Source organism: Pseudomonas sp. FSL R10-0056, from assembly GCF_009600105.1.
GTDB lineage: Bacteria > Pseudomonadota > Gammaproteobacteria > Pseudomonadales > Pseudomonadaceae > Aquipseudomonas > Aquipseudomonas bubulae.
This window is the reverse complement of the sequence record NZ_WIWL01000213.1, coordinates 1-26,374: the sequence shown is the minus strand read 5'-3', so window position 1 is coordinate 26,374 and position 26,374 is coordinate 1. Positions and strand designations below refer to the sequence as shown.

Genomic DNA, 26,374 nt, shown 5'->3' with positions numbered 1-26,374 from the left:
ACCGCAGCTCTTAAGTACGCCACAAAACCTGTGGGAGCGCGGCTTGCCCGCGATGGCATCCATACGGTGAGCCTGCAGACCGCGCCGCCTGCATCGCGAGCAAGCCCGCTCCCACAATGGATCCTGCAGACCGCAGCTCTTAAGTACGCCACAAAACCTGTGGGAGCGCGGCTTGCCCGCGATGGCATCCATACGGTGAGCCTGCAGACCGCGCCGCCTGCATCGCGAGCAAGCCCGCTCCCACACTATTCCCTGCGCCCGCCCGCTACATCCCCAGCCAATTCGGCAACGCCAGCGACACAAACGGCACATAGGTCACCAGCACCAGGAACGCCAGCATCACCAGTAACCACGGCGATACCGCACGTACCACTCGAGTGAGCGGCATGCCCGTGACCGCCGAGGTGACAAACAGGTTTAGCCCGGTGGGTGGGGTGATCAGGCCGATTTCCATATTCACCACCATGATGATGCCCAGGTGGATCGGATCAATGCCCAGTTGCATGGCAATCGGGAACAGGATCGGCGCCAGAATCAGGATGATTGCCGAAGGCTCCATAAAAGTCCCTGCAACCAACAGCACAATATTGACCACCAACAGGAACTCAATCGGGGTAAAACCCTGCTCCACCACCCAGGCGGTAATCGACTGCGGGATCTGCTCGGTGGTCAGCACATGGGCAAAAAGCATGGCGTTGGCAATGATAAACATCAGCACCACGCTCAGCTTGCCCGCCTCGACAATCACCTTCGGGCATTCGCGGACGGTCATGTCCTTGTAGATAAAGATCGCCACGAACGCTGCATACACCGCCGCCACCGCAGCCGCTTCGGTAGGGGTGAACATGCCCGAGTAAATACCGCCGAGAATGATCACGATCAACATCAGGCCCCAGCCGGCACGGCGCCCGGCGGTGACGATTTCCTTGAACGAGGCCCGGGGCAGCGATGGCATGTCCTTGACCCGCGCCAGGATGTAGATGGTCACCATCAATACCAGCCCCAGCAACAGACCCGGCACAACACCGGCCATAAACAGCTTGCCCACCGAGGTTTCGGTGGCGGTAGCGTAAACCACCATGACGATCGACGGCGGAATCAGGATGCCCAGGGTCCCGGCGTTACAGACGATACCGGCAGCAAAATCCTGCTTGTAGCCAGAACGGACCATGCCGGCGATAACGATCGAGCCCACCGCCGCCACCGTGGCCGGAGAAGAGCCACTCAGCGCCGCAAACAGCATGCAGGCCAGGATTGCGGCGATGGCCAGGCCACCCTTGATATGCCCGACGCAGGCGTTGGCGAAATCGATCAGGCGCCGGGCCACGCCGCCGCTGGTCATGAATGCACCCGATAGCAGGAAAAACGGGATCGCCAGCAATGTGTAGTGCTCGCTGGTTTCAAACAGCTTGATCGCCAGCGAACGCACCGAGTCATTACTGAAGAACAGAATGGTCATGGCCCCGGACAAGCCCAGGGAAATCGCCACCGGAATACCGACAAACATCAGCACGAACAGGGCGACAAAAAGGAAGGCAATAGTCATTTTGGAGTCCCCTGCTGGTCGTTTTCCGCCAGTTTGACGGCGTCGTCCACTTCACTGTGCAAGCCCAGGCCTTGCTGCTTGCCCTGAATGATGCGGATAAAAACCTGCAGAAAACGCACAAACATCAAGGCAAAACCGATCGGCACGATCATCACGATTTGCCATTGCCTGATACCGAAGCGGTCCAGGTCTTCGGCACTGGTGCCAACGGCATACAACGTGGCCACCCACTGCTCGCTGGAGTACGCCATCAGCACGCAATAGCCCAGGCAAATGGCCACTGCCAGCAAGGCCACCCGCCGCTGATTGGCAGGCTTGAACTGGCGCACCAGCAAGTCGACGCCAATATGCGCGCCAATGCGCACGCCCCAGGCCAGGCCGACAAAAATCAGCCAGCCGAACATGGCCTTGGTCAGGGCCACACTCCAGGTCATCTCCTGGGCGACGTAGAGAATACTGTCGCCGATGCCGAGCAGGGTCTCGTTGGCGAACGGCAGCGAGTCCCCCAGGGAATAGAAAACACCATAGAGGTTGTTGAATACGACATACGCGAAGGTGACCAGGGTCATGCCTGCAAGCAGGAATGCCACCAGCATTTCTTCCGCGTGATTCCAGACACGAACGGCTGCGTGCATGGGTAATCTCCCTTGAAAGAACGGTCGAGAAACGACAAAGCAAAGGTTGCCGTGGCGATCCCCTGCGGGACCACCGACGGCAATCAGCGCTGGCGACTATTAACTGCTTTGGTTGGCCTGCTCGGCGGCCGCGATCACATCAGGGCCGATGTCGCTCTCGAACTTCTTCCATACCGGGCGCATGGCTTCACGCCACAAGTCGCGCTGTTCCGGGGTAAGGATGATGATTTCGCTGTTGCCGGAATCGGCAATGCGCTGGCGGGAAGCCTGGTTAAGCGCCTCGGCCTGCTTGTTCACCTCCACGGTGACCTCGGCCATGACCGCATCCAGGGTGTTGCGCACCTCTTCAGGCAGGCCATTCCAGAACTTGGTATTGGTGATCACCATGTAATCGATGGCGCCATGGTTGGACTCGGTGAAGAACTTCTGCACCTCATACACGTTCTGGCTTTCGTAGTTGGACCAGGTATTCTCGGTGCCATTCACCACACCGGTCTGCAAGCCCTGATAAACCTCGGCAAAACTCATCTTGCGTGGCGCCGCGCGCAGGGCCTTGAACTGCTCATCCAGCACGGCGGAAGCCTGTACGCGGAACTTCAGGCCGCGGGCGTCCTTGGGCTCGTAGAGCGCCTTGTTGGCGGACAGTTGCTTCATCCCGTTATGCCAGTAACCAAGCCCGGTAATGCCCTTGCCTTCCATCGACTTGAGCAGAGCCTGACCTTGCGGGCTTTGCTGGAAACGGTCGAGGGCCTGGATATCAGTGAACAGAAAGGGCAAATCGAAAATCTGGATCGGCTTGGAGTAATGCTCGAACTTGGCCAGCGACGGCGCCAGCAGTTGCACGTCACCCAGCAGCAGCGCTTCCATTTCCTTGCCGTCGCCAAACAGCGAGGAGTTCGGATAGACCTCGACCTTGACCTGCCCGGGCAGGCGTTCCTCGGCCAGTTTCTTGAACAACAGCGCGCCCTGCCCCTTGGGTGTGTGCTCGGCGACAACGTGGGCGAATTTGATGCTGATGGGGTCGGCAGCGCCCGCAAAACCTGCGAATAATGGCAATGCGCAGGCCAGAGCCTTGAGAGTGTGCTTGAACATGGGACATACCTCTTGTTGTTATAGATTTGGTAGTGCCTGGTGTTGCCTGTGCTGCGTTTAACCGCTTCGCCTGGCCTCAGTTACAAGGCAGACCGGCCCGGCGCAATACCCGCCGGGCAAGGCCGATGACCGGGGCATCGACCATTTGCCCGTCGAGCACAAACACCCCGCCTGTGGATGCAACCGCATCCAGAACCCGCCGCGCCCAGTCCAGCTCGTCCTGACGCGGCATAAAAGCGGCGTGAATCACTGCCACCTGGCCCGGATGAATGCACAGCAGGCCGCCAAAGCCCATATCCCTGGCATCGGCCGCCATGCGGGCCATGCCGGCGCTGTTGTTGATGTCCGCAAATACACTGTCCAGCGGCGGCGCCAGTTGCGCCAGGACGCTGTGCAGCAAAATGGCGTAGCGGGCCTGATCGAGAATGCGCTGCGCGCCAGCCGTATCGCTGGCCAGGCCCAGGTCCAGGCCCAGGTCCAGCGCACCGAAACTCAGGCGTTCCACCCCGCGAGCCCGGGCAATGGCCGGCAATTCAAGCAAGCCCCTGGCGCTTTCGATAATCGGCCACACCGGCTTGCCACACGCCGCAGCCTGTTCGACCTGTGCAGCGCTTTCGGCCTTGGGCAGCAATACCGCCACCACGCCGGGCTGGCGACGGCACAACTCGATATCGGCTGCCTGCTGCTGATGCTGCGGCGCATTGATCCGCACCAGCACCCTGGCCTGCGGATTGTCATTAAGGAAAGCATCCAGACTGGCGCGGGCCTGGGCCTTGAGGTCCTCGGCCACAGCGTCTTCCAGATCGACGATCACCTGATCGGCGCCGCTTTGCAGCGCCTTGGGTATCCGCTCGGGGCGAGTAGCCGGGACGAACAGCGCTGAACGAATGCTGGTGTTATCCATCACGATGCTCCATGCCTTATACCGCTCCTAGTTGATGCAGACGCTGGATCTCGTCCGCGCCATAACCCAGTTCACCCAGCAGGCTGTCGGTGTGCTGGCCCAGACCGGGAACCGCCTCCATACGCGGCTCGAAAGCGGTGTTGCACCCCGGTGGCAGCAGCGCCGGCAACTTGCCCGCCGGGCTGTCCACTTCGCACCAGCGTTTACGGGCGGCCAGTTGCGGATGAGCCCACACACCGGCCATATCGTTGACATGGGCATTGGCAATCGATGCCCCGTCGAGCCGGGCAATCACTTCATCGGCACCCATGCCGGCAAAGGTTTCGACAATGATGGCCCGCAGCTCGTTGCGATTCTCTGAGCGCCGCGCATTGGCATTAAAGCGCGGGTTGCTCGCCAGGTCTGGCTGTAGCAACACCCTGTCGCAAAATTGCTGCCATTCGCGTTCATTCTGCAGGCCAAGCATCACCGTGCCGCCATCGCCGGTGGGGAACGGCCCGTAGGGGTAGATGGTGGCATGCGCGGCCCCCGCCCGTGGCGGGGGCGCGGCACCGTCGTAGGCGTAATACAGCGGATAGTTCATCCACTCCACCAGACTCTCGAGCATCGACACATCGATACGGCTGCCCTCCCCGGTCTTGTCCCGCAGCAGCAGCGCCGAAAGCACTCCGGTGTAGGCATACATGCCTGCAGCGATATCGGCAATCGAGCAACCGGCCTTGGCCATGTCATGTTCATCCGGCCCGCCGGTCACCGACAAAAACCCGCCTTCACTCTGGATCAGCAGGTCGTAAGCCTTTTTCTGCTCGTAGGGTCCGCCTTCGCCGTAACCGGAAATATCGCAGACGATCAAGCGCGGGAAACGCTCATGCAGGGTTGCAAACGACAACCCCATACGTTCTGCTGCTCCCGGCGCCAGGTTCTGTACCAGCACATCGGCCGTGGCCAGCAGCTTGTCGAGCACGTCCGCAGCTTGCTGCTGCTTGACGTTGAGGGTCAGGCTTTCCTTGGAGCGATTGGTCCAGACAAAGTGCGAGGCCAGACCATTGACCCGCCCGTCATAGTCGCGGGCAAAGTCGCCGGAGCCGGGGCGCTCGATCTTGATCACCCGTGCACCGAGATCAGCCAGCTGGCGGGTGCAAAACGGCGCGGCGATAGCGTGCTCCAGGCTGATCACGGTAATGCCGTCCAGCGGCCGGGGTTTGTGCGCGGTGGCGGTCATGATGGTCTCCCGATGCAGGTCAGTACACTCAAGTCGTCAAGATGGCGCAGGTGCCAGACCTGCTTGAGCAGCCCGCTGGCCTGTTCGTCGCTACGCGCTCCCGAGAAGGCCAGCAGGCGACGAAACTTGTCTTCCAGTTCGGCGCGGCTCAACGTATTGCCCGGGTCGCCCCTGGGCTCATCGATGCTGCCCTGCAGGCTGCGCCCCTGCACCGTGGTCACCAGCACCCGGCCCAGCCAGCGTTGTGGATACGCATCGTCAACGTCGTTATCGAGGACCATGCTCACCTTGTCGCGAAACGCACCAACGCGCGCATCGCTCAGCGCATGCTGATGAAACTCGGGCAAGCCGGCCTTGCCATAGACGGCAATCAGGCCCAGCACCGTGCCCATGGAAAACTTGGCCTGGTGCACGCTCTGCGGCACCTCTACGCGGCCCAATACATCGATGGCGGCTTGATGGACGCGGGTGGTGACACTGGCAATGTCCTCTGCTCCAAGCCCCTCCCGCTGCATCAACGCCAGCAGCGCATCGGCCGCCGGGTGGGTGTGGCGGCACGAGGCGTGAAACTTGAACGAAGTCTCCGTCAGCGCCCAGCGGCTGCCCAGGCGATCGGACAGGCACGCCGGGTTGGCGTCGCTGGACATGCCGGCAGCCATGCCCTGCTCACCCTCAAGAATATTTTGCGCACCGCTCAGACCCTCGCCCGTCAGGTAAGCAGCCAGCAAACCATCAGCGGCGGCCTTGGCGGTATGCAGCTGCTTGGAGTCCGCGGCATCGCGCAGAAACTCCCACAGGCCCGCGGCCTGGGTCCCGGCAGTGCCCAGCAGGTGGGTGAACTGCTGCGGGTTGAACCCCATCAGCTTGCCGACCCCCACCGCTGCCGCCAGGGTGCCGACCGTAGCCGTGGTGTGAAAGATGCGGTAATGCGAACGGCCAAGAAACTCACCGATGCGAATGCCCGCTTCATAACCGGCGACGGCGGCGACAATCAGATCGCGACCCGATTTTCCCAGGTCCTGTGCCGCCGCCAGCACCGCAGGAAACACCACGGTCGCCGGGTGCAGCACGGAGCTGTTATGCAGGTCGTCCTGCTCCACCAAATGGGAGCTGGCGCCATTGACCAGCGCGGCAAAATACGCCGAGGTGGTCTGGCCGTTGACCAGAATACCGGCAGGCCCGGTGCCCGGGCCCATCTTCGCCGCGTAGCGTTCAAACAACGGGATCGGATGCGCGCCCTGACTGGCCAGGGCCGATCCCAGCCAGTCGAGAAACAGCTCTTCAGTGCGGCTGATAACGGCTTCGGGTAATTGCTGGTAATCCAGGCTGGCCAAAAAACGGGTGAGCGCTTGCGTGTGCTGACTCATGCCGCGCTCTCCACTCGATTGGACAACTCGATCAGGTTCAGATCCGGGTCGCGCAGGTAAATCGAGCGAATCGGCCCCTGGGCACCGGTGCGCATGACCGGCCCCTCGAGGATGGCGACACCCAGGCCGTGCAGCTGCTCGATCACAGCATCCAACGGGGTCGCGACGATAAAACACAGGTCTGCCGAACCCGGCAGTGGCTGGCTGGCCTTGGGCTCGAACTCGGCACCGGCCTGGTGCAGGTTGATCTTTTGCTGGCCGAACCCAAGGGCATGGCGGCCCTGACCGAACACCACGGGCTGCATGCCCAGCACCCGCCTGTAAAAATCCAGACTTGTGGGGATATCCCGCACTGTCAGAACCAGATGGTCCAGATGACTGATCTGCATGTTCTGTCTCCGTTAATTAAAAGGAACGCGGCAACTCGAGCAGATGCTCGGCCACATAGGACAGGATCAGGTTGGTGGAGATGGGCGCCACCTGATACAGGCGGGTCTCGCGAAACTTACGCTCGACGTCATACTCATTGGCAAAACCGAAACCGCCGTGGGTTTGCAGGCAGGCATTGGCCGCTTCCCAGCTGGCCTTGGCTGCCAGGTACTTGGCCATATTGGCCGCCGCCCCGGCTTTACCCCCGCTGTCGTATTCTTCGCAGGCGCGCCAGCGCATCAAGTCGGCGGCTTCCAGCTCGATATGGGCTTCGGCAATCGGGAACTGTACGCCCTGGTTCTGCCCGATCGGACGACCGAACACCACACGATCACGGGCGTATTGTGCAGACTTTTCATTGAACCAGCGGCCATCACCGATGCATTCAGCGGCGATCAGCGTGCGCTCGGCATTGAGCCCGTCGAGGATATAACGAAAGCCCTTGCCCTCTTCGCCGATCAGGCTGCTGGCGGGGATTACCAGGTTGTCGAAAAACAGCTCGTTGGTCTCGTGATTGACCATATTGGCAATCGGCTGCACGGTCAGGCCGTTGCCGATGGCTTCGCGCAGATCGACCAGAAAGATCGACATGCCGTCGGCTTTTTTCTGCACGTCGGCCAACGGCGTGGTGCGGGCCAGCAGGATCATCAGGTCGGAATGCTGAACCCGCGAAATCCACACCTTCTGGCCATTGATCACATACGTGTCGCCCTGGCGCACGGCAGTGGTCTTGATCTTCGTGGTGTCGGTGCCCGTGGTTGGCTCGGTCACTGCCATCGACTGCAAACGCAGCTCGCCACTGGCCAGGCGGGGCAGGTAATAACTTTTTTGCGCCTCGCTGCCGTGACGCAGCAAGGTAAACATATTGTACATCTGGCCATGCACGGTGCCGGAGTTGCCGCCACAGTGGTTCACTTCCTCAAGAATCACCGAGGCCTCAGCCAGCCCCAGGCCCGAACCGCCGTAGTGCTCGGGGATCATCGCCGACAACCAGCCGGCTTCGGTCATGGCGGCGACAAAGGCTTCAGGAAAGCCCTTGTCTTCGTCAATCTTGCGCCAGTACTCGGCTGGAAACTCCGCACACAGGGCGCGGACACCCTCGCGAATGGCGTTATAGTCTTCGTTCAGATACGGATTCATTAGCGCTCCTTGTTGTCGTTATTAGTCGAAGCTCACTTCGCCCTGCTGGGCGATACCCTCTGCGTTGCCCACCCACAACTCGGCTTTGCCCGCCGCCACGACACGCCCCCGCAGCACAAAGGGCTGAGGCGCAATCAACGGCCGCACGCCGCGATAGGCAAAGCGCCGCACTTGGGCCTGGGGATTGGCGCGGCAAAAAGCGCGCAGGCTGAGGGTGGCCATCAGCGGCCCGTGTACCACCAGCCCCGGGTAGCCTTCCGTTGCGGTCGCATAAGGCCAGTCGTAATGGATGCGATGGCCATTGAAGGTGACCGCCGAGTAGCGGAACAGCAAGGTGGAGCTCGGCGTGATCGACTCCTGCCAAATGCCCGCAGGCAAGGGCTCGCCCTCTGCCAGCTTGGGCGGGGTTGGTTCGCGGTAGACAATGTCCTGTTCTTCGCGAATGGCCAGTTGGCCGTCCTGCAGATAGTCATGCTGGACAGTGACAAACAGCAGCGAGCCGGTTTTACCGATTTTTTCCCGAACATCGAGAATGGTGGAAAAACGCGTCGCCCTGGCATCCACCCTGAGTGGAGTAAAGAACTCGACACGCCCGCCCGCCCACATGCGGTTGCGGTTGTGGGCCGGAGGCAAAAAGCCGCCCCGGGCCGGGTGACCATCACCACCCAGCCCCTGTTCCTCTACCGTGGGCTGAAAGAAACACCACTGCCACAACGCCGGCAGAGGCTCCCCGGCCTGCGGCACCTTCTCACCGAAGGTAGCGGCGATACGGGTGACCAGGTTCAGGCTAAGAACGTCATGGATTTCTTCAGTACGACCGATCCAGTCGGCCAGTGCGTTATCGCTCATCGGTGATTGCCCCGTGGCTTGTTATTTTGGCCATGATTGCCAAAAGCCGGGCGATCTGTGAATCTGCGTTTCGGTAAGGGGGCGTTCGGTTTTGCTTAACGCTCAAGCTCAACGGAAATCAGCCATGCATTTTGATCTTGTCGACCTGCGCCTGTTTATTCATATCGCCGAATCCCCCAGCCTCACCCAGGGTGCGCGCAAGGCGTTTATCTCGCCGCCAGCCGCCAGTGCACGGATCAAGAGCCTGGAAGAGAACCTGGCCAGCCGCCTGTTGTACCGCGACAGCCGCGGGGTTGAACTGACCCCCGCCGGTGAACTGTTCTTGCACCATGCGCGGATGATCATGCGCCAGGTGGACTATATGAAAAGCGAGTTCACCGAGTACGACACCGACGCGTCGGGGCATATCAGGATCTTTGCCAACACCACGGCGGCCACTGAATTCTTGCCCGGTATCCTGGCCGGTTTTCTTGCCGAACGCCCAGGTGTGACAGTGGACCTGCAAGAGCGCCTGAGCCGCGATATCGTCCGCGGGGTCATGGATGGCTCAACGGATATGGGCATCATTGCCGGTCCGGTCGAGGCTGACAGCCTGCAGGTCATCCACTTCAGCACCGACCAATTGATCCTGGTCACCTCACTGGATCACCCCCTGGCCCACTCCAGGTCGATCAAGCTGGCCGAAACCCTGGCCTATCCGCATATCGGCCTGCACGAAGGCACTACCCTGCTGCGATTTTTAAATGAACAGGTCGCCCTGCACGGCAATACCCTGAACATGCGCATCAAGGTCTACAGCTTCGAAGCGATGTGCCGGATGGTCGAAGCCGGGGTGGGTATCGCCATCCTGCCGGAGTCTTCGGCCCGTCGTCACCAGCAGACCATGGGCCTGTCGGTGATCGAACTGGACGAGCCCTGGCGGGTGCGCGAACGCAGCATTCTGGTGCGCGACCTGCAGGCACTGCCCAAGGTGACCCGGGCCTTGATCAACAGGGTGCTGGAGCATCACAAGAGCGTTGAGCCAGGCAATTAGTCCTGCACCGATATCCTTGGCCAGCGATCAGACCCGGCATGCGATAAGCCGTCAGATCAGCCTTGCGGAGCAGCGCATCGACTCTGGTTGCGGTAATGCTGCGGGCCGATGCCCAAGTGCTTGTGAAACCCTCGCCGCATACGCTCTTCCCGACCAAAGCCTGCGGTTTCGGCTATCCGCTTGATCGGCTCGCGGGTGGTTTTCAGCAACTGGCAGGCAGCTTCAATACGTAAGAGCTCTACCGCATGTGCAGGTGTATGGCCAGTAGTGGCCACGTAGGCACGGGCAAAGTGGCGCGCACTCATGCCAAATTGCTCCGCCAGTGTTTCCACACGCAGGTCGCTTTGCAGGTTGGCTGCAATCCAGGCATGCAGACGCACCAGGCGCACGTCAGGGGCGGTACGCAAGGCCAGGGACTGGGCATTGAGCGAAGCGCTGAGCTGGGGTTGAGCCGCCGAGCGCCATACGAAAACGGTGAAATAGCGCGCCAGCTCCAATGCCGCATGGGGGCCGAGATCCTGCTCCACCAGCCCCAGCGCCAGGTCGATACCGGCAGCAGCTCCCGCGCACGTCCACAGATTCGCGTCATGCAGGTACAACCCTTCAGTCTGGCACTGGAGCGCCGGGTAGCGGGCTTGCAGTTCTTCGGCAAACTTCCAGTGGGTCACCACCTTGCGCCCCTCAAGCAGACCGGCAGCGGCCAAGGCGAATGTTCCAGTACCTATGGAACACAGCCTGCGTACGGCCGTGGCGCGGCGGCGCAACCAGCTGCACACAGGTACGCTGGCTTCAAGTGCTGCCACACCCGGACCCCCTGCCACGATCAGGGTGTCGATAACGTCCGCTTGCTGGTCGATCTGTTCCAGGGACAGTGTATTGACGCTGATCCCGGAAACCGAGGTTATCTGGCCTCCCATGGGCGATACGAGCAACAGCCGATAAGGTGGATCGCTGGCAAAAGTGCCGCCCAACAGCCGCGGTATCGCGGCGAAGACCTCAAGTGGCCCCGCGGCGTTGAGCAATAACAGCTCATCGAATGCCAGCACCACCACCGTACGCGGCGTGGCGTCCGGCATGGCAGCAAAAGAGGGGTGTTTGGCATGGAGCGCCACGGTTTGCCTCGACATACTCGATTCCACGCACACAGGGGAGACCGACAATGCTCCCCTGCCGCGCACAATACCAGTGGAACCTAGTGGGAGTGGCACCATGTCAAAACTGCACAACACCACCCTGAAGCGCCACAAGACCGGTCTGGTCGGCGTCGACCACGCCCGTAGCGCCGGTGGCTACACACTGTTCGCCCCGCAAACGGCAGATGGCAATGTGTTCCTGATCGATCTGGAAGGCGAAATCGTACACCGCTGGAAGCTGCCCTGGCGCCCCGGCCGCGACGCCGTAATACTGCGCAACGGCAACCTGGGATACAACGGCAACCACCCCGACTCGCCAGAGTTGTTTACGGGCTGGTCAGTCTGGCACGGCGGCGCCTTCAGCGAAGTCACTGCCGAGGGAGAAGTGGTGTGGGAACACACTGACCTGATGCACCATCACGATGCCCAATGGCTGGACAACGGTCATCTGCTCTACACCACCGTTGAACCACTGAGCCCGCAGCTGGCCAGCCGCGTGGTGGGCGGCATTCCTGGCAGCGAAGCACCCGACGGGGTGATCTATGCCGATGTGGTCAAGGAAGTCGACCGCCAGGGCCATGTTGTGTGGGAGTGGCGCAGCTGGGAGCACCTGCGCCCTGAAGACTATCCGCTGCATGATGCGTTTGAACGCTACCACTGGCCGATGACCAACGCCGTCTCGCCGGGCCGCGATGGCAAGATCATTCTCAGCCTGCGCAGCGTCTCAGCGGTGATTGCCATTTCGCGCAGCAGCAGTGAGGTGCTGTGGCGACTGGGCCATGATCTGGTTGCGCAACAGCACTGCCCGAGCGAGCTGGAAAACGGCAACGTGCTGGTATTCGACAACGGCATCTTTCGGCCACACACCAGCATGCCGCACTCACGAATACTGGAAATAGAGCCACTGAGTCAACAGATCGTGTGGCAGTATGCCGATACCCCGGGCTATGCCTTTTTCACCCCGTTCATGGGCGGCGCGCAACGCCTGCATAACGGCAATACGCTGGTGACCGAGGCCAATTTTGGTCGACTGTTTGAAATCACGCCGACGGGAGAAGTGGTCTGGGAATATATCAATCCCTTCTTTGCCCCGTACCCGGATGCAGCCTCCAGAGCCTATCTGCCGGGTGAAAACAACGCGATCTTCCGCGCGCACCGCTATCAGCGCCGGGAAATACCATGGTTGGTTGTAACATAAAAAGCTAAAAGCCCCTCACCACGCCTCTCCCGGAGGGAGAGGGTTGGGGTGAGGGGCTTTTGATCTTTGACAACCTGCGGGATGAGGCGACCGGAAATCAATTCCGCTCGAGTGCATTCACCAGATCATGGAAAGCTTCACGGTTGGAGTCGTTGAGCCCCATCAGAATCTTGTGCGCTTCCAGCACTTTTACCCGCACCACTTCTTCTGTCTGATCCTGCGAAGGCAGGTCGGTCAGGCAATCCGGGCAAGGGATCGGCTTGCCGATGATGTTGAACACCTGATCGAAGCCCATCGACTCCAGCAGCCGGGTGATGTCTTCGTGGGTGGTGACAACAGTCGGCAACAGGCCTGTTTTTTGGCGCGACAATATCGACAGTTTCGCCAGCAAACCCAAGGTGGTGCTGTCGATACTGCGGGTTTCGGTGAGGTCAATCACGATGGCATTGAAATTCAACGCCGTGAAAATCCTCTCGATCGTCGCATCCAGTGCCGAACACAACGTCAGACGCACTTCACCCACAAACTTCAGGACAAAAGTGCCGTCCTGTTCGGCGAACTGAATTCTACCGGTACTCATTTAAGATTCCTGCTCAACACCAACAAGGCGATATCATCCGGCATCTCCCCTAGCGTAGCTAATCCAAACACTTTGCGCAGACCATCCAGGCTGCCGCCTGCTGCTTTAACCCGTTGCGGTAAAGCAGCTTCTTTTTCTTTGAGCGTCTGCTCGGTCAAAAGATCCAGGATGCCGTCCGACATCAGTGTCAGGCTGAAAGCTTCAGGCAATTTCATAACCTGGTCTTCATAGGTGGCTTCGTTGAACAGGCCAACGGGCAAACCCCGCCCTTCCAGATAACGGACACTGTCTGGAGTGTAGAGCACCGGCAGCGGCAAGTGCCCGCCAATGCTGTAGGTCAGTTCGCCGCTTTCTTCATTGATCACACCGCCCACCATGGTCACGTGCTTGCCCAGCTTGCAGTTGATCAGGCCACGGTTGATATGCCCAAGCACTTCGGAGGGCTTGAACTCCGGCAAGGTGCCATTGCGCTTGGACTCGAACAGCAGGCGCGTGGTCATGAACTTGAGCAGCACCGTGACAAAGGCCGAAGAGGCGCCGTGCCCGGAAACATCCGCCAGATAAAAAGCGACCCGACGCTCGTCAACCCGGAAGTAGTCGACAAAATCCCCGGACAGATACAGTGACGGGATGATCTTGTGGGCAAAACTGAACTCATCAGTGGTCCAGGGGCTGACCGGCAGCATGTTCATCTGCACCTGCCGGCCGGCGTTCTGGTCTTCCTGCAGCAAATGCAGGCTGGCTTCCAGTTCCCGGTTGGCCGACTCCAGCTTCTCACGGTAGCGCTGGTTCTCAAGCTGCAACCGCGCACGATCCAGAGCTCGGTGAACCGAATGCTCCAGCACGGCAAGGTCTTCCAGCGGCTTGATCAGGTAGTCGGCAGCGCCAAGGCGCAAAGCCTCGACCACATCGCTCATCACGCCTGCGCCCGAGATGACGATCACCGGCGTTTGCGCCGACCGCTGGGCAACCTGGCGAATCACCTCCAGGCCACTCATTTGCGGCATGCGCAGGTCACAGATGATCAGATCTGGCTGCTCTTGCTCGAACATCTGAAGGCCTTGCAAGCCATTATTGGCCTGAAGGACGCTGAAGCCGCTGTCTTCCAGGTAGGCCGCCAGACTTGCGCGTACTACCTGGTCGTCATCAATGATCAGCAGCGTGGCACTGGTTTTTTGCATGTGGGCAAATGGCGCCAGAATTAGGTTGTCGTTGAAGCTCGTAAACATCGGGCTCAACAACTGAAATGGCTTGTGAACATCCCTGATTCAAATCGACTGTATTGCTCGATCCTACAAAGGTGCCCGTGTAAGGCGCAGACGGTACTCCCATCCGCGGGGTGTTTCAAGCTCAGGCCGATAGCGGCTTGAGGTGTTCGTCACGTTAAATTACTGCGGGTTATAAGAACCACGTTTACGGCAACTAAAACCTTGGTAACAAAGGCCGCAAAGCCGATTGATTCTCATCTGCACCCATACAAAAAACGGCCACAAGGGCCGTTTTTTGCGCATCGGTCAAACGACTCAGAAGTCGTCGACAACCTGCCCGTCCTTGACCTTGAATTCACGGCTTTGCAGATACGCATTGCGGATAAAGATGTATTTATCCCCCGTGATCAATTTTTCGGCCGACAGCAGATTGGCGCGGGCATCGATGATTTTCATCCCGGCAACGGTGTTACGTGCTGAAACGTCATGCATGTAGCGGTAAGGTTCGGCATAGGAGTCCGGGTAGATGCCCAGGGCATCTCGCACCGTACTTGGGCCCAGCAGCGGCAATACAAGGTAAGGGCCGCTGCTCAGCCCCCAGTAGCCAAGGGTCTGGCCAAAGTCTTCGTCGTTGCGCTGCAGGCCCATCTTGGTGCCCACATCAAAGAAGCCGCCGACACCGATAATGGTGTTCATCAGCAAACGGGCGGTATCCACGCCCGCAGCGTGGGGTTTTACCTGCAGCACGTTGTTGGCCAGGTTGCGCACGTCACCGACGTTGCGGTACATATTGTGGATGCCATCCTCCAGAAACTGCGGAGTGATGAACTGGTAGCCCTGGGCAATCGGCTTCAGGGCATAGGTGTCGAGGGTGTCGTTAAACTTGAACACAACCCGGTTAAACCCTTCCCACGGGTCATCCTCGGTGGCGGCATTGGCAGCAAACGGCATCATGGCCACACCGGCACAGACAAACAATGGGGCGAGACGAACAGTCCAGCGCATAGCAAAACTCCCTGAAGTTACTCAACACTTGGGCGCTATGCCCTGAGTCTGAACATCAGTATAACGGCAAATGGCTTTTAGGCAGCCCCCAAGCAATCGCCTAAACAGACTTGTATAAAACATAGACGTTCCCCCCGCTGCCGATTCTTTTAAAACCACCCGCCTGAACGACAAAAACACCCACCGGGGATTTTGATAGAGATCATGCACTTCGCCCGCGAGTGGATTAATCTAGAGACAGACCTTTTGCTCACTTCGAAGGTCTACACCAGAGCCTATCAATAAAGGATGAATGCTATGCCTGCCCGCGATCTGCAAGAACAACTCAATACCTTGCGCGAGCAACTGGAACAGAACCCGCCGCTCACCCAGGAAGAGCGTGAACACTTGAACCAGCTCGCCACACAAATCCAGGCTCAGATCGACATCGAAAAAGCGACCAACGATTCCAGCCTTGCCGACAGCGTCAACCTCGCTGTAGAGCGCTTTGAGGTCGATCATCCCACTCTCGCCGTTACCCTGCGCAGCATCGTGCAAACCTTGGGCAATATCGGCATCTGATTTCCGGTAACCCCCAGAAACAAAAAAGCCCCGACTCATCGCACATGAGCCGGGGCTTTGTTTTGCAACTCAGGCTGTCAGAGCCCTGATTGACCGCTTAACGCCAGGTCCAGCAGCTCGCGGTTGGCCACCGCGTACATGGCATAGTCGCTGCCGGTGGCGGCACGCAGATCCACCAGCATCGAGCGCCAGCGCTCAACCATCGAGTGGTTCTGTTCAAGCCACAGCGCCAGCCGTGCCTCGATACTTTCCCCGGCCTCGGTCATCTGCAACACCGAAATGGTAATTGCCCGCTGCTGCCAGTCGATATCGTCGCGGAACGCCTCGCGGGCCAGGGCCTGCCAGTTGTTCTCCACCGGCAGGTTGCTGATCTGCTGCAAGTACCAGGTCAGGTCCAGCGCACTGCCCACGGCGAAGTACGTCTTGGCCACATCCGCAGCATTTTGCCCGGTGACATCCGAAGCCTCGATAATCGGCAACAGGGTATACAGGTGCGTGGTACCCGCTACCATGCGCGCCAGCAACTCCGGCACGCCCGCCTCGACGTAGGCCTGATAGCGGGTCTGCCAGCCTTCGCGGGTCGGCCCTTCCAGGAGTTCGTCGAGCTTGAGGCCCAATGCCGCCAGATGCGGGCCGAAATGCGCCACATCCCGTGCAGCATCCAGCTCGTTACGACGGCTGCGCAGGAACCAGCGTGTAGCGCGGCGCCCCAGACGCATCAACTCATCCATCAGCGCCAGCTGGATTTCAGCCGGTACCTGATAGTCCAGCGCCTCGATCTGCCGGAACCAGTGCGGCAGGTGGAAAATATCACGCACGATGACGTAGGCGCCGGCCACGTTGGCAGCACTCATCCCCGTCGACTCTTTCAGGCGCTCGACAAAGGTGATGCCCATATGGTTGACCAGATCGTTGGCAATCTGGGTGCTGACGATTTCACGCTTCAGGCGATGGCGACGCATGGCTTCGGCAAATTTGCTCACCAGCATCGGCGGGAACGCGGTTTCCATGTCCCGGGTCAGGTAGTCGTCATCCGGCACCCGGGAGTTGAGCAGCGCCTCTTTAAGGTCGATCTTGCTGTACGAGATCAGCACCGACAGCTCGGCACGGGTCAGACCGTGGCCCGCCGCTACGCGTTCGTTGAGCTGCTCTTCTGACGGCAGGAACTCGATGGCACGGTCCAGCTTGCCACGGGCTTCCAGATCGTTCATCAGGCGCTTGTATTCGGCAATCCGCTCATAGGCCTTGCGCGCGGCCAGCGAAATGGCCTGGGTCTGCTTGTAGTTGTTGCCCAGGACCAGGCCGCCCACCTCATCGGTCATGCTGCCCAGCAGCTGGTTACGCTGCTTCTCGGTCATATCGCCGGCCTGCACCACTTCATTGAGCAGGATCTTGATATTCACTTCGTGGTCAGAGCAGTCCACACCGCCGGCATTATCGATAAAGTCGGTGTTGGAGCCGCCGCCATTGAGGTTGAACTCGACACGGCCCAGCTGGGTCATGCCCAGGTTGCCGCCCTCGCCTACCACCTTGCAGCGCAGCTCGTTGCCGTTGACCCGTAATGCATCATTGGCCTTGTCGCCGACATCGGCATGGCTTTCGCTACTGGCCTTGACGTAGGTACCGATACCGCCGTTCCACAGCAGATCCACCGGGGCCTTGAGCAAGGCATTGAGCAGTTCGGTGGGGGTCAGCCTGTCAGCGGTAATCGCGAAGCGCTCTTTCATCTGCGCGGAGATGGCGATGCTTTTCGCGCTGCGCGAGAAGATCCCGCCGCCCGCCGACATGATGCTGGTGTCGTAGTCCGACCACGCCGAACGCGGCAGATCGAACAGGCGCTGACGCTCGGCGAAGCTGCTGGCAGGCTCCGGGTTCGGGTCGATAAAGATATGCAGGTGGTTGAACGCCGCGACCAGTTGCAACTGATCGGACATCAGCAGGCCGTTGCCGAACACGTCACCGGCCATATCGCCGATACCGACCACGCTGATGCTGTCTTTCTGAACGTTGATCCCGCGCTCTTTAAAGTGACGCTGCACGCCAACCCAGGCACCTTTGGCGGTAATGCCCATCTTTTTATGGTCATAACCGGCCGAACCGCCCGAAGCGAACGCATCGCCCAGCCAGAAGCCGTAATCGATGGCAATGCCGTTGGCGATATCGGAGAAGGTTGCGGTGCCCTTGTCGGCAGCCACCACCAGGTACGGGTCATCATCATCGTGACGGACCACGTTCAACGGCGGTACCAATGCGCCGTCTTTCAAGTTGTCGGTAATGTCCAGCAGGCCGGAAATAAAGATCCGGTAGCAGGCAATCGCCTCGGCCTGGATTTCATCACGGCCGCCGCCCAGCGGCAGGCGGCGCGGCACGAAGCCGCCTTTGGCGCCCACCGGCACAATGACCGAGTTTTTCACTTGCTGGGCTTTTACCAGGCCCAGCACTTCGGTGCGGAAGTCTTCTTCACGGTCCGACCAGCGCAAGCCGCCACGGGCCACGTTGCCGAAGCGCAAGTGCACGCCTTCAACCCGCGGCGAGTAGACGAAGATTTCAAACTTCGGCACCGGCCTTGGCAGCTCGGGAATCAGGTGCGGGTTGAACTTGAAGCTGAAGTAAGAACGGTTGTGACCGTTGCCATCCGGCTGGTAGAAGTTGGTGCGCAACGTGGCTTTGATCAAGTCCAGGTAACGACGCAGGATGCGATCTTCGTTGAGCACCTGAACATCATCCAGGGCCGTCAGGATCGCCTGTTCCAGACGCAGCTGCTTGTCTTCGAGGTCTTCCGCCGTCAGCTTGCGCGCCAGGTAGAAGCGGGTCTTGAACAGCCGGGTCAACTCGCGGGCGATGTCGGTGTGGTTGTTCAGGGTGCTGGCGATATACCCCAGGTCAAAACCCAGGCGAATCTGCTTCAGGTAACGCGCGTATGCACGCAGCAGCGCCACGTCGCGCCATGGCAGGCCGGCAGTCAGTACCAGGCGGTTGAAAGCATCGTTCTCGGCATCGCCGCGTACGATATGCACGAACGCATCCTGCAGCGTGTCGTTGAGTTGCTGGATATCCAGGTTCAAGCCTTCGCCAGCGGTAAAGGCGAAGTCATGGATCCAGAACTCACGGCCATTGGCATGCCGCAAACGGTACGGGAACTCGCCCAGCACGCGCAGGCCGAGGTTCTCCAGAATCGGCAGGACATCGGACAGGGCCAGCGGCGTATCGGCGTGATACAGCTTGCAATGCAGCTCCTGACCGGCACTTTGCCCCAGCGGCTGATAGAAACTCATCACCAGCGGGTTCTTTTCGCTCAGGTTCATCAGGTGCTGCATGTCGACCACGGCCGAATGTGCAGCAAAGCGTTCGCGATAGCCTGCCGGGAAACCTTTGGGGAAATCGGCCAGCACCTTGGTGCCATTGGCCTCGCCAAAGCTTTCGACCACCAGGCTGGCGTAGTCGTCCTGCCAGCTGCGGCAGGCCTGGATCACTTCTTTTTCCAGCAGCAACGGGTCGATATCGATGCGGTTTTTCGGGTCAACCCGCAGAATCAGCTGCACGCGGGCCAGCACCGACTCCGAGAAGAAGGTCCAGAACTCGCAATCCGACGCCTGCAGACGCTCCATCAGCACCTGCTGGATTTTCTGCCGCACTTCGGTGGAATAGATATCCCGCGGTACGTAGGCCAGGCAATAGCAGAAGCGGCCGTACGGGTCCTTGCGCAGGAACACGCGAATCTTGTTGCGCTCCTGGATTTGCACGATCGACATCACGGTGTTGAACAGTTCATCCACCGGAGTCTGGAACAAGTCGTCACGGGGCAGGACTTCCACCACCTGGGCCAGTTCCTTGCCCAGGTGAGCCTTGGCCTGGAAGCCCGAGCGGCGCTCGATTTCTGCCACCTTGCGACGAATATAAGGGATCACCCGCACGCTCTCGCCGTACACCGAAGAGGTGTACAGGCCCATAAAGCGGCACTCCTTGATGACCTTGCCGCTGGCATCGATCTGGCGAATCGACACATAGTCCGGGTACGCCGGGCGATGCACGCGGCTCGGGTGGGCGGCCTTGGCGAACGACAGCAGGGTCGGCTCGCGCAGGTAGCTGACGGCGTAGTCTTCGATACGCAGGTCTTCGGCGGTGAGCCCCGCGCGCAACAGCTTGGTCAGGCCCAGGAACGAGTCGGGGTCATATTCGATATGACCCCCATCGGCATCGTCACGCACCACAAATTCTTCATAGCCCAGGAAGGTGAAGTGGTTGCCCACCAGCCATTCCAGGAAGCTTTTGACTTCGGCTTTCTCATCGGCATCGACGGCGTACTGGCAGTTGTCGACACTGGCCAGCAGTTCCTGCACCTTGGCCTTCATCGGCTCGAAGTCAGCCACGGCAACCCGTACTTCACCCAGAACCTGCTCCAGTTCCTTGCTCAGCACATTCAATTCGGCGGCGTGTGCGCAGCGATCGATTTCCAGGTACATCAGCGACTCTTGCGAGACGCCTTCCCCCGTGGTGCCCTTGGGCAGGATTTCCAGCAACTCGCCTTTGGCGCCGCGACGCACGCTCAACACCGTGGTTTGCAGGGTATGAATGCTGTAACCGCGACGGTTCAGCTCGGTACGCACCGAGTCCACCAGAAACGGCAGGTCGTGGTGCAGGACTTCAACTGCCGTGTGGGTGGACTGCCAGCCGTGGCGCTCGTAGTCGGGGTTGAACACCCGCACTTGCGGCTGGGCCGGGTCGAAACGCTCCAGCAGGCGCCAGGCCGACAGCGTGCAGCCGGCGAGGTCGGACATGCGCCGCTGGGTAAGTTCATCCAGAGAAATGATGCCGAAGAATTGCTCAGCGAACAGCGCCACTTGTGGCAGTGCCTGTTCACTGATGTGCTGCGCCAGTGCCGCTTGCAGTTGATGCTGGAAGTCGGCTTTGCTGGCTGCGGTGAAGAACGCCATCTGTGGTACTCCGCTTGGGCTTGTTATTGAGAGAAGCGTCGCGTGTTGTTCCCGCGTGAGGAGGTGAAGCTGGTCGTGACCCACGGGTCACATTCACCTGCAAGGATGGTTATCTACAAAAACGACTGCCGGTTGAACAGGCTGTGTCTTTAGAGATAACAATCACCGCGCAGCTTAACGATTGCGCTGTACGGCCTGCTTACGGTGCGGCGACATATTCGGTCATCGGGACGCAACCGCCAGGGCGGTCATAGAACAACCCTAGCATCGGCAAGCGAAAAACCTTCATAAAAGCACCGTAGTTTCCGTAGCGAGCACCAGAAATGACTGACCATTTGCCCAGTTGTTCCATTCAAACCTGCATAAATCGGTTCAGGCTGGCAAAATTGGCCTCTGATCGACCTACCCGCGCCCAGAGCGCCAGGAATTACCCATGCAAATGAACACCGACCACCTGCTCGCCAACCCGTGCGACGACGAAGAAGACAATATGGCCATGCTGTGCTGCCACACCGACAGCGGCGAAATGTTTCTGATGACCCGTTACCCGGACGAAGACGAGCTGGAAATCACCCTGGAAGACGAGCCTTCGACCCTGGACGGCGTCAAGGTCACCTTGAGCCCTACCCGCCTGCTGATCGAAATCGGCGCGGGTGATGCGGATGTTCTCAAGGGCGATGACCACCTGGAAATCCTCCACAACACCCCTGCGGCAGACCTTGGCGAAGTCGAAGAGACCCTGCAGAACATCCTCAAGGGCACCGGCACCTATATCAGCGAGCTGAATTAATCCTCCATGAGGAAGGGAGTCTTGCAGGGCACATCGTGGGAGCGAGCCTGCTCGCGATGCAGGCGATGCGATCTGTCTGGCCCAACGCACTGATACCATCGCGAGCAGGCTCGCTCCCACAGTCATACACTTCCACTGGAGCTCGCCACCATGCGCCCGATCTTCGATGCCCACTGCCATATCATTGACAGCACCTACCCGCTGATTCCCAACAATGGCTATGTGCCCGAGTTCTTCAGTGTCGATGACTACCTGGCCCGGGCCACCCCCCTGGGTATCGTGGGCGGTGCCGTGGTATCGGGTTCCTTTCAGGGCTACGACCAGAGCTACCTGATCGCTGCACTCAAGCGTTTAGGCCCGGGGTTTGTGGGCGTGACCCAGTTGCCCGCCAGTGTCACCGATGCCGAGCTGCAGACCCTGCGCCGGCAGGGCATCCGCGCCCTGCGCTTCAACCTCAAGCGCGGAGGCTCCGAACAACTTGACCAGCTCGAATCATTGGCCATGCGCGTGCATGAACAAGTGGGCTGGCATTCCGAGCTGTACGTTGACTCACGGGAACTGTCAGGGCTGGAAGACCGGTTGCGACGCCTGCCGGCGCTGAGCATCGACCACCTGGGTTTAAGCCATGAGGGCCTGCCCAGCCTGCTGCGCCTGGCGGAGCACGGCGTGCGGATCAAGGCCTGCGGTTTTGGCCGGGTTGATTTTGCCGTACCGCAAGTACTGCAACAGATCCATAGCATCAACCCCGACGCCCTGATGTTTGCTACGGACCTGCCATCAACCCGGGCGCCACGGGCCTTTGAGGACAACGATATTGCCTTGCTGGTAGAGGCCCTTGGCGAAGATGGCGCACACAAAGCCCTGTGCCATAACGCACGCAGCTTTTATGGCTTTTAATCCTGTAGCCGCTGACGAGCGTAGCGAGGCTGCGATCGAAGGCAAAGCGTTCGCAAATCCGATAGACGCGGTGCAGCCGAACTATCGGATGGCCGGGATTTAGGACTGCTGCGCAGCCGTTCGCAGCCTCGCTACGCTCATCAGCGGCTACAAGACCCCATGCAGATGAGCACCAATCTCAACAAGCCCGGGCATTTCAGGTTTTTCCTGTAAAAATCCCCACCGCCATTAGTCCGCAGAGCCTCCAATGGATTAAAGTAACGCCCCCAGCCCCGGTGTAATTTCTGCGCCGCCGGTGTCCTTTTCAGGAACAGTCATCGATGGAACATCGTGAAGCGCTACTGGCGCTGCGAACCTTTCTTTCAACCCAGATCCTCGGTCAGGAAAAACTGATCGACCGTCTGCTGATCGCCTTGCTCGCTGATGGCCATATGCTGGTCGAGGGCGCCCCCGGCCTGGCCAAGACCAAGGCCATCAAGGAGCTGGCAGAAGGTATTGAAGCGCAGTTCCATCGAATCCAGTTCACTCCCGACCTGCTGCCTGCCGATATCACCGGCACCGAGATCTATCGCCCGGAAACCGGCAGTTTCGTGTTCCAGCAAGGGCCGATCTTCCATAACCTGGTACTGGCAGACGAAATCAACCGCGCCCCGGCCAAGGTGCAATCGGCGCTGCTCGAAGCCATGGCCGAGCGCCAGGTCAGTGTCGGGCGCAGTACCTATGAGCTGTCGCCGCTGTTTCTGGTCATGGCCACGCAAAACCCCATTGAGCAGGAAGGCACCTACCCGCTGCCCGAAGCCCAGCTCGACCGCTTTCTGATGCACGTCAAAATCGGTTTCCCGGATGCCGCCGTCGAACGCCGCATTCTGCAGCAGGCACGCGGCGAAGCCCTTAACGGGGAAACCAAGCCCGAGCGCCGGGTCAGCCAGCAGGCCATCTTCGCCGCGCGCAAGGAAATCCTCGGCCTGTACATGGCCGATGCCGTGGAGGAGTACCTGGTGCAACTGGTCATGGCCACCCGCACCCCGGGCAAGTTCGACCCGGAAATGGCCGAGTGGATCGCCTACGGCGCCAGCCCCCGCGGTTCGATTGCCCTGGACCGCTGCGCACGGGCCCACGCCTGGCTGGCCGGGCGCGACTTCGTCAGCCCCGAAGATATCCAGGCTGTGTTGTTTGACGTGCTGCGCCACCGCATCATCCTGTCGTTTGAAGCCGAAGCCGCCGGTATCGACCAGGACCGCGTGGTGCAACGCATCCTCGACGTCGTGGCCGTTGCCTGACCCATGAACACCCCCCTGCCCGCCGAGCCCGGCATCCGCGTCACCCTTGCGGAACTGATCGAGATGCGCCATCGGGTGCGTGAAGTGCAGCTGTTCGCCTCGCCCAGCCAGCGCAGCCCGCTGGTGGGCCTGCATCACTCGAAACTGCGTGGACGCGGGGTCGACTTCGATCAGGTGCGGGTCTATCAGGCCGGTGACGATGTGCGCACCATTGACTGGCGCGTCACGGCGCGTACCCAGGAACCGCATACCAAGATGTTCCATGAGGAACGCGAGCGGCCAATTTTCATCCTTGCCGAACAAAGCCGGCGGCTGTTTTTCGGCTCGGGGCTGATGTTCAAGTCGGTGCTTGCCGCCCAGGCCGCCAGCCTGATCGGCTGGGCCGCCCTGGGCCACAACGATCGTGTTGGCGGGCTCGTATTTGGCGACCATGAACACTACGAAATCAAGCCGCGGCGCAGCAAGCAGAGCCTGCTGCAGTTGCTGAACCGCCTGGTGCGGGTCAACCAGTCGCTGCACACCGAAGTGCAATCGGACCGCGACGCACTGGGCATGGCCCTGATCCGCGCCCGTGAAGTACTGCGCCCCGGCAGCCTGGTGATCGTGATCTGTGATGAACGCGGCCTCACCGACGCCGCCGAGCAGCAACTGAACCTGCTGTCACGCCATTGCGACCTGATGCTGCTGCCGTTGTCCGACCCTCTCGACCACGCCTTGCCCGCTGCCGGGTTGCTGCGCTTTGCCGAGCGCGGCGCGCAACTGGAACTGGACACCCTCAACTATGATCTGCGCCAGGCCTACCGCGCCCAGGCCGAGGCCCGCATCGCCCGCTGGGAACTGCTGGCGCAAAAACTGCGGGTGTTGCTGATGCCGCTGAGCACTCAAAGCGAGATGGTCGAACAGCTGCGCGAATACCTGAACGCCAAACGCCCCGGCAAAGCCTCATGAAAGAACTTGAACAACTGCAACCCTTGATCCTGCCGCCTGCGCTCGGCATCTGGCCGCCAGCGCCGGGCTGGTGGCTATTATTGCTCGTGGTGCCCGCCCTGGGATGGGGCCTGTGGTGGCTGCGCCGCTACCTGCCTGCCAAACGCCTGCCGGCACGCACCGAACAACCGCTCGACCCGGTACGCCTGGCTGCCCTGGAAGAACTGGCCCGTTTCCCCAAACCCTACGATGGCGCACCGGCCGGCGCCTGGTTGCAACAGCTCAACGGCCTGCTCAAGCGCCTGTGCCGCAACCACTACCCCTACAGCCAGAGCCACACCCTCAATGGCCGCAAGTGGCTGGCGTTCCTGGACAACCGCTGCCCGGCTGCCGGGTTGACCCGCTGGATGGTGCTGGTCGAAGGTGCCTACAAGCCCGAGTGCAAGCTCGACGACAAGGCCATTGCCGGGCTCAATCAGGCGGTCGAAACCTGGATTCGCAAACATGTTTGAATTTGCCTGGCCGTGGATCTTCATCCTGCTGCCCCTGCCCTGGTTGATGCGCCTGGTGCTGCCGCCTGCCGACAGCGGGGAGGCGGCGCTGCAGGTCAGTTTCTTGAGTGACCTTGAACAACTGACCCGGCGCAAGGCCCGCGCCACCCTGCCTTCCTGGCGCCAGCAAATTCCCCATATCCTGCTCTGGCTGCTGTTGCTGACGGCCGCTGCCCGCCCGCAGTGGCTGGGCGAACCTTTGCCGATTGCCGCCAGCGGCCGTGACTTGCTGGTGGCGGTGGATGTCTCGGGTTCGATGGACTACCCGGACATGCAATGGCAGGGCGAAGACGTAACCCGCCTGGACCTGGTCAAAAACCTGCTCGGCGAGTTCCTCGAAAACCGTGAGGGCGATCGCGTCGGCCTGATCCTCTTCGGCAGCCAGGCTTACCTGCAAGCGCCGCTGACCTTCGACCGCCACACCGTGCATACCTGGCTCGACGAAGCTCGCATTGGCATCGCCGGTAAAAACACCGCCATCGGTGACGCCATTGGCCTGGCCCTCAAGCGCCTGCGCCAACGCCCGGCACAAAGCCGGGTGCTGATCCTGATTACCGATGGCGCCAACAACGGCGGGCATATCGACCCGCTGACCGCCGCTCGCCTGGCTGCCGAAGAGGGAGTCAAAATCTACCCCATCGGCATCGGCGCAGACCCGGACGAGAGCAGCAAGGGCCTGCTCAGCATCAACCCCGGGGTCGACCTCGATGAGCCGGCACTCGAAGAAATCGCCAAAGTCACCGGTGGCCGCTACTTCCGCGCCCGCAACGGCGGTGAACTGGCGGCCATCAAGGACACCCTCGACCAACTGGAGCCTGTGGCCCAACAACCGACCCAGGCGCGTCCGGCGCAGGCACTCTACAGCTGGCCGCTGGCCGCGGCCCTGTTGCTCAGTATGCTGCTGGTGATCCGCGAACTGTGGCCCAACAACCCGGTGCAGCGCTGGCTAAGCAAGGAGCATTTTCTGCAGCAACATCCTGACTGGCGTGCGCGCCTCACACGCCTGCGCCTGCGGAGGCGTCGATGAGCACGCTCTGGCCGCACTGGTTCCGCCCCGAATGGCTGCTCATCCTGCCGCTGCTCGGCTGGTTGC

General features: G+C 60.4%; 23 protein-coding genes. 9 read left to right on the top strand and 14 right to left on the bottom strand.

Features of this window, described 5'->3' with window-relative positions:
• Window positions 1–265: 265 nt before the first annotated feature.
• The 9 genes from dctM to GHO42_RS20580 all read right to left on the bottom strand — a co-directional run bounded on the left by dctM (window position 266) and on the right by GHO42_RS20580 (window position 9,184).
• Window positions 266–1,546, bottom strand: coding sequence for a C4-dicarboxylate TRAP transporter large permease protein DctM (gene dctM / locus GHO42_RS20620; protein WP_095000525.1), 1,281 nt, complete (start codon window positions 1,544–1,546; stop codon window positions 266–268).
• Window positions 1,543–2,181: a TRAP transporter small permease gene (locus GHO42_RS20615; RefSeq protein WP_095018108.1), complete on the bottom strand. Its 639-nt coding sequence runs from the start codon at window positions 2,179–2,181 to the stop codon at window positions 1,543–1,545. The genes dctM and GHO42_RS20615 overlap by 4 nt, the downstream gene beginning before the upstream one ends.
• 99 nt (window positions 2,182–2,280) lie before the next feature.
• A complete protein-coding gene (locus GHO42_RS20610) occupies window positions 2,281–3,273 on the bottom strand; it encodes a TRAP transporter substrate-binding protein (protein ID WP_153328604.1) in 993 nt (330 codons plus the stop codon).
• A gap of 76 nt (window positions 3,274–3,349) precedes the next feature.
• Window positions 3,350–4,177: a CoA ester lyase gene (locus tag GHO42_RS20605; RefSeq protein ID WP_095025854.1), complete on the bottom strand. Its 828-nt coding sequence runs from the start codon at window positions 4,175–4,177 to the stop codon at window positions 3,350–3,352.
• 16 nt (window positions 4,178–4,193) lie between these two features.
• A complete protein-coding gene (locus GHO42_RS20600; protein WP_153328602.1) occupies window positions 4,194–5,399 on the bottom strand; it encodes a CaiB/BaiF CoA-transferase family protein in 1,206 nt (401 codons plus the stop codon).
• Entirely contained in the window at window positions 5,396–6,766 is a 1,371-nt protein-coding gene (locus GHO42_RS20595) for an MmgE/PrpD family protein (RefSeq protein WP_153328600.1), read from the bottom strand. The genes GHO42_RS20600 and GHO42_RS20595 overlap by 4 nt, the downstream gene beginning before the upstream one ends.
• On the bottom strand, window positions 6,763–7,155 hold the full coding sequence (locus tag GHO42_RS20590; protein ID WP_153328598.1) for a VOC family protein: 393 nt from the start codon (window positions 7,153–7,155) through the stop codon (window positions 6,763–6,765). The genes GHO42_RS20595 and GHO42_RS20590 overlap by 4 nt, the downstream gene beginning before the upstream one ends.
• Before the next feature lie 16 nt (window positions 7,156–7,171).
• Window positions 7,172–8,335, bottom strand: coding sequence for an acyl-CoA dehydrogenase family protein (locus GHO42_RS20585; RefSeq protein WP_095000532.1), 1,164 nt, complete (start codon window positions 8,333–8,335; stop codon window positions 7,172–7,174).
• Window positions 8,336–8,356: 21 nt separating this feature from the next.
• Entirely contained in the window at window positions 8,357–9,184 is an 828-nt protein-coding gene (locus GHO42_RS20580; RefSeq protein WP_153328596.1) for a MaoC family dehydratase N-terminal domain-containing protein, read from the bottom strand.
• A 124-nt stretch (window positions 9,185–9,308) separates the two neighbouring features.
• Between GHO42_RS20580 and GHO42_RS20575 the strand changes: the two genes are divergently transcribed.
• Window positions 9,309–10,217 carry a LysR family transcriptional regulator gene (locus GHO42_RS20575; protein ID WP_095000534.1) on the top strand — a complete coding sequence of 303 codons (909 nt, stop codon included), beginning with the start codon at window positions 9,309–9,311 and terminating at the stop codon, window positions 10,215–10,217.
• 56 nt (window positions 10,218–10,273) lie between these two features.
• On the opposite strand, the gene GHO42_RS20570 is transcribed toward GHO42_RS20575, so the two are convergent.
• A complete protein-coding gene (locus tag GHO42_RS20570; protein WP_146540987.1) occupies window positions 10,274–11,344 on the bottom strand; it encodes a GlxA family transcriptional regulator in 1,071 nt (356 codons plus the stop codon).
• An 82-nt stretch (window positions 11,345–11,426) separates the two neighbouring features.
• Here GHO42_RS20570 and GHO42_RS20565 point away from each other — a divergent pair, with 82 nt between their 5' ends.
• The gene (locus tag GHO42_RS20565; protein ID WP_153328594.1) at window positions 11,427–12,548 is read left to right on the top strand and encodes an aryl-sulfate sulfotransferase; all 1,122 of its coding nucleotides are present in this window, start codon (window positions 11,427–11,429) and stop codon (window positions 12,546–12,548) included.
• A gap of 97 nt (window positions 12,549–12,645) precedes the next feature.
• On the opposite strand, the gene rssC is transcribed toward GHO42_RS20565, so the two are convergent.
• The 3 genes from rssC to GHO42_RS20550 form a co-directional block, all read right to left on the bottom strand.
• Window positions 12,646–13,128 carry an anti-sigma factor antagonist RssC gene (gene rssC, locus GHO42_RS20560; protein WP_095000537.1) on the bottom strand — a complete coding sequence of 161 codons (483 nt, stop codon included), beginning with the start codon at window positions 13,126–13,128 and terminating at the stop codon, window positions 12,646–12,648.
• A complete protein-coding gene (rssB, locus tag GHO42_RS20555; RefSeq protein ID WP_153328591.1) occupies window positions 13,125–14,309 on the bottom strand; it encodes a two-component system response regulator RssB in 1,185 nt (394 codons plus the stop codon). Before rssB ends, rssC begins: the two co-directional genes overlap by 4 nt.
• 342 nt (window positions 14,310–14,651) lie before the next feature.
• The gene (locus tag GHO42_RS20550; protein WP_095000539.1) at window positions 14,652–15,341 is read right to left on the bottom strand and encodes a VacJ family lipoprotein; all 690 of its coding nucleotides are present in this window, start codon (window positions 15,339–15,341) and stop codon (window positions 14,652–14,654) included.
• Window positions 15,342–15,638: 297 nt separating this feature from the next.
• Between GHO42_RS20550 and GHO42_RS20545 the strand changes: the two genes are divergently transcribed.
• Window positions 15,639–15,902: a DUF4404 family protein gene (locus GHO42_RS20545; protein ID WP_095000540.1), complete on the top strand. Its 264-nt coding sequence runs from the start codon at window positions 15,639–15,641 to the stop codon at window positions 15,900–15,902.
• Between the two features lie 77 nt (window positions 15,903–15,979).
• Here GHO42_RS20545 and GHO42_RS20540 read toward each other — a convergent pair whose 3' ends face one another.
• Complete coding sequence (locus tag GHO42_RS20540) at window positions 15,980–20,836, bottom strand: NAD-glutamate dehydrogenase (RefSeq protein ID WP_153328589.1); 4,857 nt, start codon at window positions 20,834–20,836, stop codon at window positions 15,980–15,982.
• A 433-nt stretch (window positions 20,837–21,269) separates the two neighbouring features.
• Between GHO42_RS20540 and GHO42_RS20535 the strand changes: the two genes are divergently transcribed.
• The 6 genes from GHO42_RS20535 to GHO42_RS20510 all read left to right on the top strand — a co-directional run bounded on the left by GHO42_RS20535 (window position 21,270) and on the right by GHO42_RS20510 (window position 26,308).
• The gene (locus tag GHO42_RS20535; RefSeq protein WP_095018116.1) at window positions 21,270–21,626 is read left to right on the top strand and encodes a hypothetical protein; all 357 of its coding nucleotides are present in this window, start codon (window positions 21,270–21,272) and stop codon (window positions 21,624–21,626) included.
• 150 nt (window positions 21,627–21,776) lie between these two features.
• Window positions 21,777–22,523, top strand: a complete 747-nt coding sequence (locus tag GHO42_RS20530; protein ID WP_153328585.1) for an amidohydrolase family protein — start codon at window positions 21,777–21,779, stop codon at window positions 22,521–22,523.
• Between the two features lie 320 nt (window positions 22,524–22,843).
• The gene (locus tag GHO42_RS20525) at window positions 22,844–23,803 is read left to right on the top strand and encodes a MoxR family ATPase (protein WP_016780594.1); all 960 of its coding nucleotides are present in this window, start codon (window positions 22,844–22,846) and stop codon (window positions 23,801–23,803) included.
• A gap of 3 nt (window positions 23,804–23,806) precedes the next feature.
• Window positions 23,807–24,751 (top strand): DUF58 domain-containing protein, encoded by a 945-nt coding sequence (locus tag GHO42_RS20520; protein WP_153328583.1) that lies wholly within the window; start codon window positions 23,807–23,809, stop codon window positions 24,749–24,751.
• The gene (locus GHO42_RS20515) at window positions 24,748–25,242 is read left to right on the top strand and encodes a DUF4381 domain-containing protein (protein WP_095000550.1); all 495 of its coding nucleotides are present in this window, start codon (window positions 24,748–24,750) and stop codon (window positions 25,240–25,242) included. The genes GHO42_RS20520 and GHO42_RS20515 overlap by 4 nt, the downstream gene beginning before the upstream one ends.
• On the top strand, window positions 25,235–26,308 hold the full coding sequence (locus GHO42_RS20510) for a VWA domain-containing protein (RefSeq protein WP_095000551.1): 1,074 nt from the start codon (window positions 25,235–25,237) through the stop codon (window positions 26,306–26,308). The genes GHO42_RS20515 and GHO42_RS20510 overlap by 8 nt, the downstream gene beginning before the upstream one ends.
• Window positions 26,309–26,374 lie beyond the last annotated feature (66 nt).